We start from the raw sequence: 17,540 nt of genomic DNA, 5'->3' as shown, positions 1-17,540 counted from the left end.
GATAAAGGCTGCATTTTATAGAAGCTTAATTTTATAGAACTTTTCTCATTATTTTTTTAGTACTTTATCGCTATTTTATAGCAAAGCCAATTCTGCGCTAATTGGCAGATGATCTGATAGCGTTGACCATGGTTTGCCAGTGTGTACCCAAGCGTCCTTAACAACCAGATTGCGTACATAGATACGATCTAGGCTGAGTACGGGTAACTTGGCTGGGAACGTCGGCATTAGCTTGCCATGGCAATGTTTAAAGGCTTCGGTCATACCAAGATCATGCGCCAGTTTATCGCAAGACATTTTCTTCCAATCATTAAAGTCGCCTGCCAAAATCAATGGCTGATCATCAGAAATCTCATGACATATATAGTTAGTAATGGCTTCATACTGCTTAATACGATCACGCTCAAACAGATTTAAATGCGCGCATAACACAACGACAGGTCGCTCCCAACCGATAGGCTGTACCTCACAGTGTAAGACGCCGCGTTGCTCAAGTTTATTGACGGTGATATTGACATTGTGTTTTGGATCTAACGGAAATCTGCTCAATACGGCATTGCCATGATGGCCGTTCTCGTATTCTGAGTTTTTACCATAGCTGTTTTCTAGATCTAAAAACTCGCCAAACCATTCGTGCTGCGACTGATCTGGGTATTCGTTGTATTGTATGTTGCGCTTGAGGTTTTGTCCTTGCACTTCTTGCAAGCACAGTATATCCGCACCCGCAGCTTCTAGTGCTTTAGCAATACCTTGCATTTTTACTTGGCGGTTCAGTGGTGACATGCCTTTGTGAATATTGTAGCTGGTCAGCACAAAAGAGGTGGTAGTCATAATTTCGTTCGTCATAAAAAGATCAGCAAGCAGATGAATACGCTACTGAGTATAACAGCAGTCGTATTTATCAGCAGCAGTTAATCAGAGATAACTCGTAGTAGTATTGCTAAGAGAAACTGATAAATAGATCATAGTCTTTATGACTCAATACGATAAAGCACAACCAATGCGCCGTATGGCTAACAACGATCGTGCTGGTTAAAATTAATGCTACATGATGCCATTGATAATTTAATATAAATGGTTATGTTACTGATTTGTTTATATCCAAAGGCGTCATACGTGGAATATCTGGCATATCTGTCAACGCAGGATCAATAACAGGCTGTGGATTGTGAACAATACTATTGATATGAGCTTTTAGTTGTAAAAAATGACTGTCTGTCACAATATCAGGAGAACGAGGCCGTGCGAGCGGCACTTCAATAATCTCTTGTACCTCACCTGGATTGGCCTTTAGCACAACGATACGATCTGACAGTAATACTGCCTCATCCATGTCATGCGTAATAAATACGATGGTAATATCAATATTGCGCCACAAATCTAGCAAATGCTTCTGCATTTTTTGACGCGTGTAAGGATCAAGTGCGCCAAAAGGCTCATCCATGATCAATACTTTTGGCTCATTGACCAGCGCTCGCGCAATCGCAACACGCTGCTTCATACCGCCAGACAGCTGATGTGGATAGTGGTTTTCGTACTTGGTCAGTCCAACCACATCAAGCCATTCACGAGCGCTACGCTCTGCACTCGACTTGCTGCGGCCACCCATGATAGGGCCAAACATCACATTCTCTTTGACAGTCTTCCAAGGAAATAACGTATAGCCTTGAAAAACCATGCCACGACTGGCGCTTGGGCCTTTGACTTTTTCTTTATCAACGATCACCTCGCCGCTAGGATACGCATCTAAGCCTGCAACGATACGACCCAATGTTGATTTACCGCAACCAGAAGGCCCAATCACACATACAAACTCACGCTCATAGATTTTTAGGCTGACATCCTTCAATATCACTTTTTGGCTACCACCTTGATCAAACGATTGTGTCAGTTGATCAACTTGCAGCACCACATCTCGCTGATAAAGCGCTTTGAAATAATCATCAGTGGCACCGCTATGGGTGGTGCGTGCACTATCTGTAGGGACGGAAGAGACCATATCGTTATTTATCATTTAAATACTCGCTTTCCATTTGAAGAGTTTTTTACCGAGCTGGTACAACAAGATATCTGTACCTAAACCGATAAACCCAATGAGTAGAATACCTGCATAGACGTTATCAAAATGCTGGTAGCGGGCTTGTTGCACAATAAACCATGTAATACCGGACGTCGTCCCTATCAGTTCAGCGACAATCAGATACGTCCACGCCCATCCCAGTAGAACACGCAGGTCTCGATAGACATCAGGCAAGACTGCAGGCAGCAGTACATAAAAGAAGCTTTTTAGTTTGGTCGTGCCTAGCGTGTAGCCTGCCTCAATCAAACCAAGATCCATGGTGCGCGTGGTATTTGCAATGATTAGAATCTGTTGAAATAGAGTCCCAATCACGATGATGGCAATTTTTGGTCCGTCGTAGATACCGAGCACTGCCACGGCCAAAGGCCCGAATGCTGGCGCTGGTAGGTAACGAAAGAACTCTACGAAAGGCTGAGTGATTTGTGCGATTTTCTGAGAAAAACCGCACAGCAGACCTAGCGGTATACCGACGATAGATGAGATAAAAAAAGCAATAAACACCGTACGGATACTCTGCCAGAGACTCTCATGCAACCAAGGGCCATCCGCTTGCGCAGGCGGGGTGACAAACGCAGTGACCATCGCTGTGGCTACCTCATCAGGTGCTGGCAAGTAGACAGGATTGACCAGCTTGCCTTGCGGCGGTACTGCATCAGAGGCCATCGCATCCTGTGCCTCACGGTAAAATACCTCTTTATCAATACGGCTGCCCTCTTGTAAATAAGTACTTCCGCCTGCATCGGTAATCTCAACTTGCGGATGCCAAATAAAAGGCAGATAGCTGACCGCACACCATATTAAGATTGGAATCAAAAACGAGAGTACATTGAGCCCAAGCGTGGTTTTCTTGGTGAGATATGTATTGATATGACTCATAGACTACCCTCTAAAACGATGATAAAGACTCGACAACCACTGCCTTTGTAATAAATGAAAAAGCAGTTATCCTTACTTATTAATCAAATCAGGATAGATCAATTTATCTATGTCGAGCTTTTGATCATAAACTTTATTATCAATATTGAACTGGTTGACATGATAGCTTGACCCATAAATAGAGCTCAGCTCATCAGACTTTGCAAAAATCTTTTTATTGTCCTCAAGGCTCATCAGTTTTGTCCCATCTAAGAAGGCACTGTACTGATCGGCAGGGACATTGACTTTGTTAGACATAATGCTAATCGCATCATCTCTAGTCGCTGGATCATTGATATAGTTGACAACTTTGCCCCACACCTGAATAATTTTGGCATACTCTGCCTTGTGCGCAGACAGACTGGCTGGACTGACGGCTAACGTGTCATAAATAAGACCTGGCTCATCCGCTGAGGTATAGATGGCTTTTGCACTTGGCACGTTTTTCAGTGCTTGGTTGGCATTAGGCTGCCAGATAGCAATGGCATCAATACTGTCATTTGTGAAGACTTGCGGTAACTCGTTTGTAGTGGCATTTACCAGTGTTACATCAGCCTCTGTCAATCCGTTGTCAGCCAGTGCACTGTTGAGCAGTAAATGATCTACTAAGCCTTTTTCGACACCGATTGACTTGCCTTTTAGGTCGGCTATGCTAGTAATAGAGGGTTTAACGATGATCTGATCATTACCTGCTGAGTAGTCATTGACCAAGATAATGATGCCCTCACTACCACTCGCAGCGTTGACTAGATTGTCGCCATTGGTGACAGAGATGGCATCCAACTGGCTTGATGCAAAAGCAGATAACGAGGCAGAGTAATCAAACCATTTAAACTCAACATTCACGCCAGCTTCATCAAACCAGCCTTTATCAATCGCAATCTGCCACGCTACCCAGCCAGGCCAATCACTGTAGCCGATAGAAATCGGTTCATCATTTGAGGCAGTGACATTTTCTGGTGCCGCTTCCCCTTCAGGTGCTGACACGGTGGCCGTGTTGTCACAACCAAATAGCATAAAGCTTGAGAGAACCGCAAAAGTAAATAAGCGTCGATTCATGAGTCTTGCTCCTTGAATAAAGACAGGCCCATTATGGGAATGTCCGTTGATTATTGTTTGCAATACCACGAGAGAGAATATTACTGGCGCTACTATTTTTGGATCATAAGTCAATTGAGTCAGTCTAAGTTACGGGCTCTGACTGCTTGGCTATATAAGCTTTCCAACCACCGAACGCGGTCACATCTGTACCGCCTTTAAACCCATATTCTTCACAAATGAAGCTCTTGACCCAACGTCCGTCTGCCAATTCAACATTACCGATGCCTAATGGCGCAGGTACTTCGTTGACGATATCGCCAAATCTCGCTCTAGGAATTCTCCAAACTTCTACCGCAATAGAGCGTCCTTCATCATGGCGTTTCAGTCCCGGTTTGGCAGGTGTCGATCCTGCCAATGCAAAGAGCTGATAAGTTGCTGCCGTTTGGGTTTGTTCGGACAACACACCGCCTCTATCGGTCAGCTGATAATTGAGCGGCATACCACTCAAATGCGCACCAACCACGGCTAACGCCACGCTACTATCACTGCCATCTGTACTCAGTGGAATAAGCGGTTGTGGTTGTTCAGATTGAGCTGTTTGTGTTTGAGAGGTGCCGGAGTGATAACGATGGTTAGAGGTTCCCATTGGTATATCCAGAGCGGTCTGCCACTGATGACCAAAATTGGCTAAAGCTTCGTCATGCCAGCCCATAGCGATAAAGGTCACACCGCGCGGCAGGCCATCTCTAGCGATTAGATTCGGCAACGCCAACGCCGACAAGTCCGCTAGATTCACAAAATTAGTATAAGCACCCATGTGACTGTTTTTCGTTAACGGGTCGGCATTGACCGCATCGATGGTATAGATGGTTGGTGCGGTTGGCACCATTAATGCGTCAAATTCAGATAGCGTTTGTTGAATACGGCGACTTAATGCAGCACGAGAATACTCAGCACTCATCGCATCAACCGCATTGTAGTTCTCAGCTTGACTGATGATTTGGCGAGTGACAGGCAACAATGTGTCACGCTCGACGAGCTGATCAATGGCAAAGGTGCGTTCACTAACCCAGCTGTCGTTATAGAGCGCATCTGCTAACTCATTAAAGACGGTAAAGTCTATCGGTGTGATCTCATAACCCATCGTCTGTAGCTGCGAGATGGCTATCTCAAAAGCCTGCTCTGACTCGGTATCACCATAGAACTCTAAAATATCAGGGATAGCGATTTTGCCAAGGCTAAAGGCGACTGGCACAGTGGCAGGATGGATACGACTGTAATCATCCTCTTTATCGTAGCCCTTCATCAGCTGTGCTACGTGCCACGCATCATCAACACCCAGTGCAAAAATAGAAATCACATCATGTAATCGACAAGCGGGAATGAGACCCGTACTGGAGAACCAGCCTTTTGTAGGCTTCAAACCCACTATATTGTTATGACCCGCAGGCACACGTCCAGAGCCTGCTGTATCCGTTCCTAATGCAAAAGGCACGATGCCATTTGCCACACTTACCGCAGAGCCTGAGCTTGAGCCACCACTGATATAGTCAGGATTGAAACTGTTGGCCACTGCCCCATAAGGTGAGCGCGTACCTACCAGTCCTGTCGCGAACTGGTCAAGATTGGTTTTGCCGATGACGATAGCGCCTGCTGATTTGAGCTTGGCGATCACATGCGCGTCTTTGTCAGCCAAATACAAAGGATCTGTACACCCTGCCGTGGTATGAAACCCTGCCACATCGATGTTGTCTTTTACCGCAAATGGTATGCCGTATAGCGGTAAGTCTTGAGGAGTTTGCGCGGCGATACTATCAATCTGTGCGGTTAATTGCTCAGAAGTTGCAATCTCAATCCAAGCATTATTGTCATTGCTAATACCCGCCACATAATCCAGTAGATCACTTAGTTGGGCAGTTCCTTCGGCATAAGCGCTTTGCCAATCTTTGATCGTCCAATTCTTTTGCATAGTTGCTCTCTCTATTATTCTTCGCCATTTTTATCGTTGTTTTGCTATCTCACTATCGTCTAGATGAGTTCGTACAGCATCAGCTTTCTTCGTGTGCGTTTGAGTCTGCCACCAATGTCTCGTGAGCAGTAATGGGTGCAAGTACAAATAACGGTTGCTCGGGTTTCACTGTAGTACCAATCTCAATTTCAATACTCACGACCTGCATCGCAACGGGTGAGACAATTGGTATCTCAATTTTCATGGCTTCTATGATTGCTAGGGTCTGCCTCTCGTCGACTACATCACCTACCGCGCAAGAAATCTTCCAGACACTGCCCATCATATGAGCTTTGACGACTACCCCGCCCTCAGGTACAGAGACCTCTGATGACACTTCTACCGCGTCGATATCTTCGCCAACATACTGGTCAAGGCCTTGTTGCTTCCAGCGTTGTCGTTCAGCATCAAAGTTGGCTTGCTGCTGATCTTTGAACGTCTGAATACTGTCTTTATTTTCACTCAACATATCGTAATACTCAGCGAGGTTTAACACACTATCTTCAACCTCGATCGATAGCTCACCCGCTTTAAAGGCAGTACGCATCGATAACAGCTCTTCTTCACTGACTTCATAAAAGCGAATCTGATCAAAGAATCGTAGCAGCCACGGTTTTTCCGCTTCAAAGCTTGGATGCGAGCGATAGCGGTTCCAGATTTGTAGCGTCCTACCGACGAACTGATAGCCGCCTGGGCCTTCCATACCGTAGATACACATATAAGCGCCGCCGATACCCACCGCATTCTCTGGCGTCCATGTTCTGGCAGGATTGTATTTGGTGGTGACCAAACGATGTCTTGGATCAAGCGGTGTGGCAACAGGCGCACCCAAATAGACATCACCAAGTCCCATAACCAAATAGCTGGCATCATAGACAATATCTTTGACCGCTTGGGCAGAGTCCAAGCCGTTGATACGTCTGATAAATTCGATGTTGTCAGGGCACCAAGGTGCGTCAGGATAGACAAGTTGCTGATACTTCTCAGTTGCTAGCTTAGTCTGAGAGTCAGCCCACGCCATAGGTAGATGAACAATTCTGGACGGCACTTGCATGTGCTTAATATCGGGCAATGCACTTTCTGCTTGCTTGAGGATTGCCAGCAGTGCTGCCTGTGGCAATTTTAATGAATGGTAATGCACTAATAACGAGCGAATACCTGGCGTCATGTCGATGATGGCATCGATATGCTGTGCTTGTAGGCACTCCATCAACGCCTGAACGCGGAAGCGCAATTGAAAATCAAGCACCTGCTCGCCATACTCAATCAATATATAGCTGTCTCCAGCAGGGCGATACACCACTTTTGGTTGGTCGTTATTGATGGGTAAAGTGTCTAATATGGCTGTCTGCAAAGTCGCGTTTTCTGTATGAATGGGTAAATCATAATCCACCAAATCACAGTGATCAGCCCGTAGCATGTCATCGTAACGCTGATGTAATTGTGCTGCTTGATCGTAGCGGACAGGGACAAACTGCACTCGATCACCTGCCTTGAGCTGTCCCATTTTCCAGCGTTCACCTGCAACAATGACGCTTAAACACACAAAGCCACCGAGGCTTGGGCCATCAGGACCTAAAATGATCGGCATGTCACCTGTGAAGTCAATCGCACCAACAGCATAGGCATTGTCATGGATATTTGAGGGATGTAGTCCTGCCTCGCCGCCATCTTCACGCGCCCATTCAGGTTTGGGTCCGACTAGACGTATACCGGTACGGCTAGAGTTATGATGCACCTCCCATTCATGTTCAAAGAACTTCGTCACATCATCGTCCGTAAAGAAATCTGGCGCGCCGTGTGGTCCATACATGACCGCGATTTGCCATAGTCCATTAAACGCTGGTTGCTGTGCAGCAGATAAGGTTTTAGTAGCAATAGACGTATCGCACTGTACAACCGGTAGCATGTCGCCGATAAGTAAGTTACGACCAGCATGACCACCAAACTGGCCTAAACTAAAGGTCGCTTGACTACCCAAATACTCAGGAACATCTATGCCACCCTTGATAGCGATATAGCTTCGGCAGCCTGAGGTGATATTGCCACAAATAAGTTTTTGACCTTTACGTATAGGAATGGTTTGCCACATCGGCTGCTCTACACCATCCAAGGTACAAGCCATGTTACCGCCAGTAATGGCAATCTGACTGTCGCAATGGAACAATAAGGTCGGTCCTGTAACCACGCATTCAAGACCTGCGGTGTTAAATGGATTGCCCAACAGCTGATTACCCGTATTGAGACTCAGACCATCTATTGCCCCTGATGGTGGTACGCCCACATCCCAGTAGCCTTCTCGGCCAAGTACATCTTGTACGGCCGTCTGTACGCCCGACTGCAACACTTCAATTTTTTGACTGAGCCACGTAAAAGTGTTCAAAAATCTTGTAGTCTGCTCGCCTGCATGAAATGTCTCTGAGGCCACTATCTGCTGCAAATACTCAAGATTGGTTTCAAGACCTGCCATACGTGACACGGCTAAACTTTGACTCATTCTCTCCAGTGCTTGCTTGCGATCAGGTGCCGTGACAATGATTTTTGCTAGCATCGGGTCATAAAAGGCTGATATCTCACTGCCTGTTTCTATCCAAGTCTCGACACGAGCGGCTGGGTCAAAATAAGCATCCGTTAAAATCCCCGTACTTGGCTGAAAGCTTTTGACAGGGTCTTCTGCATACAGACGCACCTGAATTGAATGTCCTGATGCATGCAATGGCAACTCTGGTAACACGAACTCGCCTGCAGCCAGCTCAATCATCCAGCGTACTAGGTCCACGTGATAGATTTCTTCTGTGACGCCATGTTCAACTTGCAAGCGTGTGTTCACTTCCAAGAAATAGAAGTCTTGCGTAGACACATCCATCACAAACTCAACGGTACCAGCAGAGCGATAGTTGACTTGTTGCATCAACTTAGTAGCCACCGCTTGTAGGTTTTGTCTTTGTGCATCTGATAATAGCGGCGCTGGTGTTTCTTCAATCACTTTTTGATTACGACGCTGGATAGAACAGTCACGCTCTCCTAAAGTGATGATATTACCTGCCCCGTTACCAAACACTTGCACTTCGATATGGCGAGCATGCTCTACAAATTTTTCGAGATATAGCCCAGCATCACTGAAGTTGCTTTGTGCCAAATGATGCACAGACTCATAAGCATCCTTTAGTTCGACCTCATTCCATACCAGACGCATGCCGATACCGCCGCCGCCTGCAGTGCTTTTTAGCATGACAGGGTAGCCAATACGCTCGGCCTCACATAATGCTTCGTCCACATCTTGTAGCAGTTCGCTACCAGGCAACAATGGCACTTGGCTGTCAATGGCGAGCTTACGAGCCGTATGCTTGAGCCCAAAACTCAGCAGCTGCTCAGAGGTTGGCCCAATAAAAGCAATACCAGCCGCTGTACAGCGATCACAGAACGCCGCGTTTTCTGATAAAAACCCATAGCCAGGATGAATCGCTTCTGCGCCTGAATCAATCGCTGCTTGCAATACTTTATCCATATTTAGGTAACTATCACTGGCAGGGCCAGAGCCAATATTGATGGCTTCATCAGCCTGACTGACATGTAGTGAGCCTCGATCTACATCGGTATAGACAACGACTGAGCCGACGCCCATTTGCTTTAAGGTACGTATAATTCGGCAAGCAATAGCACCGCGATTGGCAATCAATACTTTTTTAAACATTACAACTTCCTCAGCATTCTCATTAATAGGCAGTATCGTCTTGTTCGAAAATCGCTTACTTACTCATAAATCACCAGCTCAATGGGTGTAGGGTTATAGCCGTTGCAGGGATTGTTGAGCTGAGGACAGTTCGATATCAGGACAATCATGTCCATTTGAGCGGTGATATCGACGTATTTGCCAGGGGCTGAGATGCCATCATCAAACGCCAAACTACCATCAGGCGTAATAGGCACGTTCATAAAGAAATTGATATTTGGTCCGACATGACGTAGGTTCAGATCATATTTTTGAGCAATGGGATGCGTTGCTAGAGTATGCATAAAGTTGTTTCGGCAGCTATGCATAGGATAAGTATCATGAGCATAACGCACGGTATTACTCTCACATGAGCATGCACCGCCCAACGTATCATGACGACCACAGGTGTCATCTGTGATAGTGGCAATGACGCGCCCTCTATTAGTGAATAGCTGACTACCCATCTCTAAAAACAGCTTTTGATTTTGTGCCAATGTATCCGTGGCACTATAACGTTCAGCAATATCGGCACAGCTTATAAACAAGGTATCGACCGCTTGATTGCCTTCGGTATCTATAATACGCAAGGTCTGGTTTTTCTTAACCTCTGCCATCCATCCCTCTCCAGCAGCACAAACCTCACGTAGCTTGATCGTCTTGGAATCGATTGACTCTAAAGTTGTTGATGCTGGATTTTGAATAGCTTGATCTTTATTTTTAGTATCATTGTTAGTTGTCATGAGTCTGCTCTCTTAGTTGATATGACTGGTTGTAAACGTTATAGGCATAAATGTTATGTGAATGAGCCTATAAAACTCGTTTTGTCAGTCAAAAATTAGAAATTGGTAACCACTTAATTGATAAGCATTTAATAGCTGCTTTCGCCTATCGAACACTGCCTTTCGTTAGGCGTTCGTATAGTCGCCAAAATAGCGTGCATTATTCTCAAACCCGCGTTGGTTTTGCGAGCAAGAGTCACGGCAAATATCAAACTCTGCCTTTGGCACTATAGGCGCTGCTTGCTGAATGGTTAGCTCAATATCAGCTGGATCATAGATGTCTGATGGATCAAGTGGGTGCGGGGCATTACAGATGAATACTAAGCAATTCATCTCAAACCGTAGGGCGATAGATTGGTTGGTGTTGTCAGCAGCGATATAGGACAGCTGCCCTTGTAGATCGGGGGTGACTTTGGAGAACAGGTTTATCGTTGCCGTAAGGTCGCGCTCATTTAGCGCAAACTTCGACATCTCTGTTAGTAGTCCGTCAAGACCGTTTTGATAGCGCTCGTTACGAGCATCTTGGAAGGTTTTTTTGCCATATTGTGAGCTGATCATAGCAGCGGTGCTAGGGCCACAAATGGCATCGTTCCAGCCATGGTCATCGCTGATAATAGAGGCTAGCACTCGGCCCATATCGGAGTAGAGTACGTGACCTTCAGATAAATATAAGGTGTGTTGTGCTTTTAGACTATCTGGCATGTTGAAGCGTTCAAGCTTCTCATCAGCATTGACCACATATAGGCTAGCATTGGCATTGGCTGCCAGTGATTTAAGCGTTAATACAGTGTTTTTATTGATACGGCCACACCAATGATGGCCACCTGGTAGAGGCGTGGTAAAACGATCTGAATACGAGCTATCGGAAGTAGTAATTGAAACGGATGACATAAAAAACTCCACAGTTATGAGCTTAAGTGAACAGTGTCACTTAGAGTCTCCCGGGCTTTTATCCCTCCGTGTAGTTCTTTCGAACCGCCATCTCTCGGACCAGTCATATAGTTTTAGAAAATGATCTACTACTATATCGGAACCCTAGACGGCATTTTTTTAGCTCTTAGATTGATGATATACGGTAGTTAACCGTGTACTAACAACGATGCAAGCCTTGTGCCAGCTAAGATTTATAATGCTTAATTTATCGCTTATGTTTAGTTAAAAAGAAAATCTACTCAGCAAAAAATCAATAATATTGGCCAAATAAATCTTTAAAAAATCATACTAATAATTCCTTCAATCAACTGATATATATAGGATGTACGCAATATTTATATTACTAGCACTACCTTAAAATCCGAAGCTCACAGTATTCAAAATAATTATTCCAATAAACTTTAGAGAGACTAATTGCCAAATTTAAAAATGCACTATAGTAGAACATGGTGCACCACAATGATAACGACTGCCCTACTCTGCACCGCCCAAAATTGATAAAAGATGGCTTCCTCTCTATTAATACAAGTATCTTCACACAAAAAAAGAGCACTGGCTCATGTTGAACCAGTACTCTCATATCAAAACTACCTGTCATTAATGGCTCATTTATAAATGAACATCGCTAATAGCAGTCACTGTTAGATTAGTAACGAGTGACCAAGGCAATCGGTTGATCTTCACCCATAATATCTTGTGGCATAAACACGGCCTCACCGCCATTATGAATGACGTGCTCGATGATTTCGCCAACGGCATCATCAGTCACCCCTTCTGCAGTAACGTCATCTGCAAGACTTAATGTTTGTGCTTTTTCATCAATTTTGGCAGATTGTATATAGCCACGGCGTACATAGAGGGTCTCGCCAGCACCTTGGAACGCGCTACGATATACTTCCTGCAAATCCGTCTGTAACATATTGGCACCGCGGGCTTTGTCAATCTCGCCCAAAGCAGCATGATGTAATGACGTACGATATCCTTCTACAGATTCTTGCACACTATCAACGATATGCTGTGCACTACCATCCTCTAGATTGGTGGCGTTTGATACCGTGGCGATGATGTTGTCTGGACGATCACAGACTTCTTTGTAGTAACCTATATTTTTGGCATCACCCACAATCACAAGTGGCATTTTATGCTCGCCCCACAGCTCTTGTACGCTTTTATCGACTTGGTTAAAGTATTCTTTTAGATGGCTGCTCTCATTATTTGATGAGCGATCTGAACCGCCGTCACCTGTTGTATATAACCCATTATTCTCAACAGGGAACTGAATATTTTCCATGTTATTTTGTGCATCGTCATCTTTATCAAACTCTCTGATGACACGATCATTTGATGCTTCAATCAAGCGAGCCTTATCACGGGTCAGCACGACTGTATAGTAATGAACGGCACTTGCCATATCACGAACTAGGTCGCGCGTGGCAAAACTGTCCGAAATAACCACACGCTCTGTCGTATCGATGGGCATACGGATCACTTGTACATCGTCGGTACTGGCAAATATGGCTAAGGTATCAAGGTTATAATTATGGTTTAATTCGCTGGTCTTAGCATGAATCTTATCTAAGATAGTTGTCGCTGTACTCTTATCATATTCTTTGGTTAAGCGATCTTCTACGACTTTTAGCTGATTTTTTAGAGCGATTGGATCTTGCTCATTGGCTGGATGCGCTCGATGTGTCTTAACAAAGATACTGACCGCTGGATTGGCTTTGGTTTCACGTAAACTTTTAAGAGTCGCTTTCATATACTGCTCCTTGTTTTATTATCATTTACTTTCTATTTTACACGGATTTTCACCAGCACAGCATTAGAGCTTCTTGCTCTACAGCTTACTGGCATTGGCGTTAGTAGATCGCTTGTAGACAATCAACCATGCTTTTCTTTTATCAGTCGTTTTCCATCTATATACTATTAATATACCCTATGAGCGGGCAATATTTATATTCCTTCACATTGATGCTAACAGTTACTCCTTACTGGCTATAGGGTTAATTTGCAAGCAAATGATAGCGCTTTGTAAGTAGAGCACTCTGCATTGTTCAATATGTAGACTATCTCAACCAAAGCACACATGTGTCAATATCCTGAGCTTTCATGGTCAGTTTATGAGCACTCAGGTTGTATTTTCACTAAATGAACCCATCTTTTATATACCTTAACTATAAAATGTCACCCACTCGCATCACAATGCGCCGTATATGTCAGCAGTGACCAAAATAATGTAACACCAGATTTTCTCTATAATAACTCATCAATATCGGATACCTTTATGACACTTACCTCTCCAGATTTGCGCCTCGTCGACTTTGCCGATACTGCGCCAAGCACCCTACAGAGCCAAGTTATTGACGCCATTGATGCTGCCAATACTTTCTTGGATACATTGACAGTGATAGAAAGCGATAACGCTGCGAAAATAAGCGCCGAACAAGCACTAGCAGATGTGATGCAATTTGATCATATCAATTTGGCATTGGATCGTAGCTGGGGTATTTTGTCGCACCTCAATGGCGTGATGAGTAACGATGAGATCCGTCATGTGCATCATGAGCTACTACCGAAACTGTCTGCTTATGGCACGCGAGTTGGTCAACATCAGCCATTATTTAGCCGTTATCAAACGATTGTCAGTGACACAGCATTCTTTGACTCACTTGAGCCTGCCCGTGCGCGTGCGATTGAGCTAGCACTACGCAGTTTTGAGCTATCAGGGGTCGCACTGCCTAAGGATAAGCAAGAGACATTTGCTACCATTCAAAGCAAACTATCCACCTTATCAGCAACCTTTTCAGACCATATCTTAGATGCGACCCAAGCGTTTGCACTGCCGTTAGAGCAGTTACAATTGAAGGGACTTACAGAGAGCGGTTTGGCATTATTAGCAGATGCAGGCGAGCAATATAAGGCTCGTGAGCTTGCCAGCGGTACGCTTAGTCAGACGGATGTAAATGCACTCCCTACTCCTTATTACGTGGCCAGTCTAAACATTCCTGTCTATCTCGCTATTATGACTCATGCTGATGATCGTGATTTGCGTGAGACTATGTACCGTGCCTACGTCACGCGTGCATCTGAATTTGATACGCATACCAATGCCAAAGGTGAGTCGCTAAACAATGCCGATATTATGAGTCAGATTCTCACGTTGCGTGAGCAAAAGGCCAAGCTATTGGGTTTTGAGAATTATGCTGAAGTATCACTATCGACCAAAATGGCTGACAGTGTGTCAGAGGTTGAAACCTTCTTACGTGATTTGGCTGTGCAAGCCACTCTAGCGGCTAAATCAGATTTGGCACAATTACAAAAGTACGCGCAGGATTACGGGATTGATGAGCTACAACCGTGGGATAGCGCCTATATCGCTGAAAAGGTGAAGCAAAGCGAATTTAGTTTATCGCAAGAGGAGATTCGTCCTTACTTCCCACTACCGACAGTAATCAATGGCTTGTTTGCCATTGTCGAGCGCTTGTACGGTATAAAAGTACAAGAGCAAGACTTTGACAATGCTGATGCTGATGCCGATGCCGATGCCGATGTTCAGGCTGCCTCTCGCTGGCACGATGACGTCCGCTTTTATCAGCTGTTTGATGTTGACGATCAACTGATTGGCGGTTTCTACTTTGATTTATTCGCGCGCAGTGGTAAGCGTGGCGGCGCTTGGATGAGCGGTTTTCAATCTCGTTATACTTATGAAGAACAAAACCACAAACAGCTACCCGTTTGCTTTATGGTCGGCAATTTCACGCCAGCACTTGCGGGCAAACCAAGCCTATTAACACATGATGAAGTATTGACGTTGTTCCACGAATTCGGTCACGGCTTGCATCATTTATTGACCCAAGTGACAGTTGGCGATGTCGCAGGTGTCAACGGTGTTGAGTGGGATGCGGTTGAGCTGCCCAGCCAGTTCATGGAAAACTGGGCATGGGATGCCGAAGGTATTGCACTTATTAGTAGTCATGTCGACACTGGTGAGCCATTGCCTAAAGAAAAGCTTGAGGCACTATTGGCCGTCAAAAACTTCCAAAGCGGACTGCAAACGCTTCGCCAAATCGAGTTCGCCCTTTTTGATTTACTGATTCATGCTCACGCGCCAGCGCTTGATTATGATGGTATTTTGGCCACTCTAAATGCAGTGCGTAGCGATATTGCTGTCATGCAGACACCCGACTATAACCGCTTTGCCAATGGCTTCAGTCATATCTTCGCGGGTGGCTATGCCGCTGGCTATTACTCTTATAAATGGGCAGAGCTGCTATCTGCCGATGCATTTAGTAAGTTTGAAGAAGACGGTATCTTTAATCCAGCAACGGGTAAAGATTTCCGTGAGTCTATCCTATCGGTTGGTGGCAGTTTCCCAGCCAAGACTAACTTCGAGAACTTCCGTGGCCGTAGTGCCAGTATTGATGCCTTATTACGCCATAGTGGCTTTCTTGATGCAAAGCTTAATATTGCGGCCAATGCCCAGACGACGCACGAGGTTATCTAAATGCGCTATCAGTCATCTAGCCCCAAACGTCGGTTTTTAGCAGGCGTCCGCTGTCCAAAGTGCCAAGAAGTGGATGCGGTGGTACAGGTGAATATCATGGCTCCTGAACCTGATGAATACATCGAGTGTACCTTATGTGGACATTCAGAGCATCGTCCTGATCCAGATGCCATCAGTGCCAAAAACCATCTCGAAGATCAGCTTGCACGTGATGCCATGAGCACAGGCACGAGCGGTACTGTGAAGTTTAAACCCTAAGTATTTGATATTACGCGTCAAGTCCTAATCGCTACTGGCCTATCTATCAATAGATAGGCTTTTTATTTTGAGTTTGCTATAGTATGGCTACTGATGTTTTTGGCTTAAATCGATCATAATATGAACCCTAAAAAGACGCGACCTTTGGCAACCAAGTCCTCTAAAGCAACCTCTGCGGAAATAGGCCGGCGAGTTTGGGCTATACTGATTTTTATATTGCTGCTCATCGCTGCGGCTTACTTCATTTGGCCAAAATCTGAGCCAGAGTCTGTATTGCCTGTCAGTAATCCACCATCAATAGCTGAGCAAACCGAAGCGGCTCAAGCAGCTGCGATGGATGATACCACCATGAATGATGAGCCTGAAACCGTGCTGATCGACAGTGCTGTCACTGATGAAAGCATTGATATAGTCGATGACAAGAATATTGACACTCCAAATCCTAAAGCTATCTTAAATGCGCCTTTACCAAAAACGGAAAGCTTAGCCAAAGAAGAGATTGATCTTTTAGAGGATAAGCGTAAGCGTTTCGCTGAACAAGAAAAACTGGCGGCTGAACAATTGGCCATGAACCAACAATTAACTGATATGAAAGCGGAACAAATCGCTCTGCTCGAACAGCAAATCGCACAGTTAGAAGCAGATAGCGCGGCTGATGCAACGTCGAAATAAAAGCAGTGTTTTTTATATAGGGGCTTATGATGGCAAATCTGCAACTCACTCATGCCTCTATTTTGAATAGCAGTGCCCAGCTGCTTGTCTTACCTGTCAACAACGCTGGTGTCATCTTAGACCCTGTGCTGACGCGTGCCAAAGCCTTATTCCCTGATAATTATCATCGTTACCATCGCGCGTGCCGTGATGGTAGCCTGAGTATTGGTAGCTGCTTGCTTCATAAGCGCACCCGTGAGAAAGCAGGTCTAGGCATCAGTAGTAACGGCAATCAGCCAAATTATATCGCCAACCTTGTCATATCAAACCACTCTTATCATCATATTCGCAAACGTTGGCTTATTGCTGCCTTGATAGACTTACAGCAGCAAATGATGCCGCTCATACGCTATCAAGGCATACGCAGGGTGGCACTACTTGCACGGCCACTTATCTCAAGCAATCAAAGTGATATTGCACCCAATAAAAATGATGAAACAAATACACTTGCTTTAGATTGGCATACTGATACGCTGCCATTATTGACTGAGTACTTACAAGATCTACCTAAGCTACGTATCGATATACATTTGCCTAAAGACACTATTTTATAAATCGCCTTTTCGCTTTTGGCTAGCCAATCACCATCTTTTTAA

Annotated in this window: 13 protein-coding genes and 1 riboswitch; of the genes, 4 read left to right on the top strand and 9 right to left on the bottom strand. The window is 45.0% G+C overall.

Going from position 1 to position 17,540, the window contains the following annotated elements:
* Positions 1 to 75 precede the first annotated feature (75 nt).
* The 9 genes from IP485_RS04115 to IP485_RS04075 form a co-directional block, all read right to left on the bottom strand.
* On the bottom strand, positions 76 to 831 hold the full coding sequence (locus tag IP485_RS04115) for an endonuclease/exonuclease/phosphatase family protein (protein WP_197174835.1): 756 nt from the start codon (positions 829 to 831) through the stop codon (positions 76 to 78).
* 247 nt (positions 832 to 1,078) lie between these two features.
* A complete protein-coding gene (locus IP485_RS04110; RefSeq protein WP_197175034.1) occupies positions 1,079 to 1,999 on the bottom strand; it encodes an ABC transporter ATP-binding protein in 921 nt (306 codons plus the stop codon).
* 15 nt (positions 2,000 to 2,014) lie between these two features.
* Positions 2,015 to 2,956, bottom strand: a complete 942-nt coding sequence (locus IP485_RS04105; RefSeq protein ID WP_198326146.1) for an ABC transporter permease — start codon at positions 2,954 to 2,956, stop codon at positions 2,015 to 2,017.
* A 72-nt stretch (positions 2,957 to 3,028) separates the two neighbouring features.
* Positions 3,029 to 4,054 carry an ABC transporter substrate-binding protein gene (locus IP485_RS04100; protein WP_198326144.1) on the bottom strand — a complete coding sequence of 342 codons (1,026 nt, stop codon included), beginning with the start codon at positions 4,052 to 4,054 and terminating at the stop codon, positions 3,029 to 3,031.
* A gap of 124 nt (positions 4,055 to 4,178) precedes the next feature.
* Positions 4,179 to 6,005: an allophanate hydrolase gene (atzF, locus tag IP485_RS04095; RefSeq protein ID WP_198326143.1), complete on the bottom strand. Its 1,827-nt coding sequence runs from the start codon at positions 6,003 to 6,005 to the stop codon at positions 4,179 to 4,181.
* A 79-nt stretch (positions 6,006 to 6,084) separates the two neighbouring features.
* Positions 6,085 to 9,738 carry an urea carboxylase gene (gene uca, locus IP485_RS04090; RefSeq protein WP_198326142.1) on the bottom strand — a complete coding sequence of 1,218 codons (3,654 nt, stop codon included), beginning with the start codon at positions 9,736 to 9,738 and terminating at the stop codon, positions 6,085 to 6,087.
* 59 nt (positions 9,739 to 9,797) lie between these two features.
* On the bottom strand, positions 9,798 to 10,499 hold the full coding sequence (locus IP485_RS04085; RefSeq protein WP_198326141.1) for an urea amidolyase associated protein UAAP2: 702 nt from the start codon (positions 10,497 to 10,499) through the stop codon (positions 9,798 to 9,800).
* Between the two features lie 165 nt (positions 10,500 to 10,664).
* Complete coding sequence (locus IP485_RS04080; RefSeq protein WP_198326140.1) at positions 10,665 to 11,429, bottom strand: urea amidolyase associated protein UAAP1; 765 nt, start codon at positions 11,427 to 11,429, stop codon at positions 10,665 to 10,667.
* A gap of 45 nt (positions 11,430 to 11,474) precedes the next feature.
* Positions 11,475 to 11,588, bottom strand: a riboswitch (guanidine-I (ykkC/yxkD leader).
* Between the two features lie 529 nt (positions 11,589 to 12,117).
* Positions 12,118 to 13,230 carry a hypothetical protein gene (locus IP485_RS04075; RefSeq protein WP_198326139.1) on the bottom strand — a complete coding sequence of 371 codons (1,113 nt, stop codon included), beginning with the start codon at positions 13,228 to 13,230 and terminating at the stop codon, positions 12,118 to 12,120.
* A gap of 525 nt (positions 13,231 to 13,755) precedes the next feature.
* Here IP485_RS04075 and IP485_RS04070 point away from each other — a divergent pair.
* The 4 genes from IP485_RS04070 (at position 13,756) to IP485_RS04055 (ending at position 17,498) form a co-directional block, all read left to right on the top strand.
* Positions 13,756 to 15,975, top strand: coding sequence for a M3 family metallopeptidase (locus tag IP485_RS04070; protein WP_198326138.1), 2,220 nt, complete (start codon positions 13,756 to 13,758; stop codon positions 15,973 to 15,975).
* Positions 15,976 to 16,233, top strand: coding sequence for a YheV family putative metal-binding protein (locus IP485_RS04065; RefSeq protein ID WP_198326136.1), 258 nt, complete (start codon positions 15,976 to 15,978; stop codon positions 16,231 to 16,233). It abuts the gene before it with no gap.
* A 120-nt stretch (positions 16,234 to 16,353) separates the two neighbouring features.
* Positions 16,354 to 16,905: a hypothetical protein gene (locus IP485_RS04060; RefSeq protein WP_198326134.1), complete on the top strand. Its 552-nt coding sequence runs from the start codon at positions 16,354 to 16,356 to the stop codon at positions 16,903 to 16,905.
* Between the two features lie 29 nt (positions 16,906 to 16,934).
* Entirely contained in the window at positions 16,935 to 17,498 is a 564-nt protein-coding gene (locus tag IP485_RS04055) for a hypothetical protein (RefSeq protein WP_198326132.1), read from the top strand.
* Positions 17,499 to 17,540: the final 42 nt, after the last annotated feature.

Source organism: Psychrobacter sp. NG27 (assembly GCF_016106655.1).
Taxonomy (GTDB): domain Bacteria; phylum Pseudomonadota; class Gammaproteobacteria; order Pseudomonadales; family Moraxellaceae; genus Psychrobacter.
This window is presented reverse-complemented; position numbering and strand designations above follow the sequence as displayed.

Bases quoted from the DNA above. Each gene is read 5' to 3' on its own strand.
- IP485_RS04115 (WP_197174835.1), bottom strand. From the start codon at position 831: ATGACTACCACCTCTTTTGTGCTGACCAGCTACAATATTCACAAAGGC.
- IP485_RS04110 (WP_197175034.1), bottom strand. From the start codon at position 1,999: ATGGTCTCTTCCGTCCCTACAGATAGTGCACGCACCACCCATAGCGGT.
- IP485_RS04105 (WP_198326146.1), bottom strand. From the start codon at position 2,956: ATGAGTCATATCAATACATATCTCACCAAGAAAACCACGCTTGGGCTC.
- IP485_RS04100 (WP_198326144.1), bottom strand. From the start codon at position 4,054: ATGAATCGACGCTTATTTACTTTTGCGGTTCTCTCAAGCTTTATGCTA.
- atzF (WP_198326143.1), bottom strand. From the start codon at position 6,005: ATGCAAAAGAATTGGACGATCAAAGATTGGCAAAGCGCTTATGCCGAA.
- uca (WP_198326142.1), bottom strand. From the start codon at position 9,738: ATGTTTAAAAAAGTATTGATTGCCAATCGCGGTGCTATTGCTTGCCGA.
- IP485_RS04085 (WP_198326141.1), bottom strand. From the start codon at position 10,499: ATGACAACTAACAATGATACTAAAAATAAAGATCAAGCTATTCAAAAT.
- IP485_RS04080 (WP_198326140.1), bottom strand. From the start codon at position 11,429: ATGTCATCCGTTTCAATTACTACTTCCGATAGCTCGTATTCAGATCGT.
- IP485_RS04075 (WP_198326139.1), bottom strand. From the start codon at position 13,230: ATGAAAGCGACTCTTAAAAGTTTACGTGAAACCAAAGCCAATCCAGCG.
- IP485_RS04070 (WP_198326138.1), top strand. From the start codon at position 13,756: ATGACACTTACCTCTCCAGATTTGCGCCTCGTCGACTTTGCCGATACT.
- IP485_RS04065 (WP_198326136.1), top strand. From the start codon at position 15,976: ATGCGCTATCAGTCATCTAGCCCCAAACGTCGGTTTTTAGCAGGCGTC.
- IP485_RS04060 (WP_198326134.1), top strand. From the start codon at position 16,354: ATGAACCCTAAAAAGACGCGACCTTTGGCAACCAAGTCCTCTAAAGCA.
- IP485_RS04055 (WP_198326132.1), top strand. From the start codon at position 16,935: ATGGCAAATCTGCAACTCACTCATGCCTCTATTTTGAATAGCAGTGCC.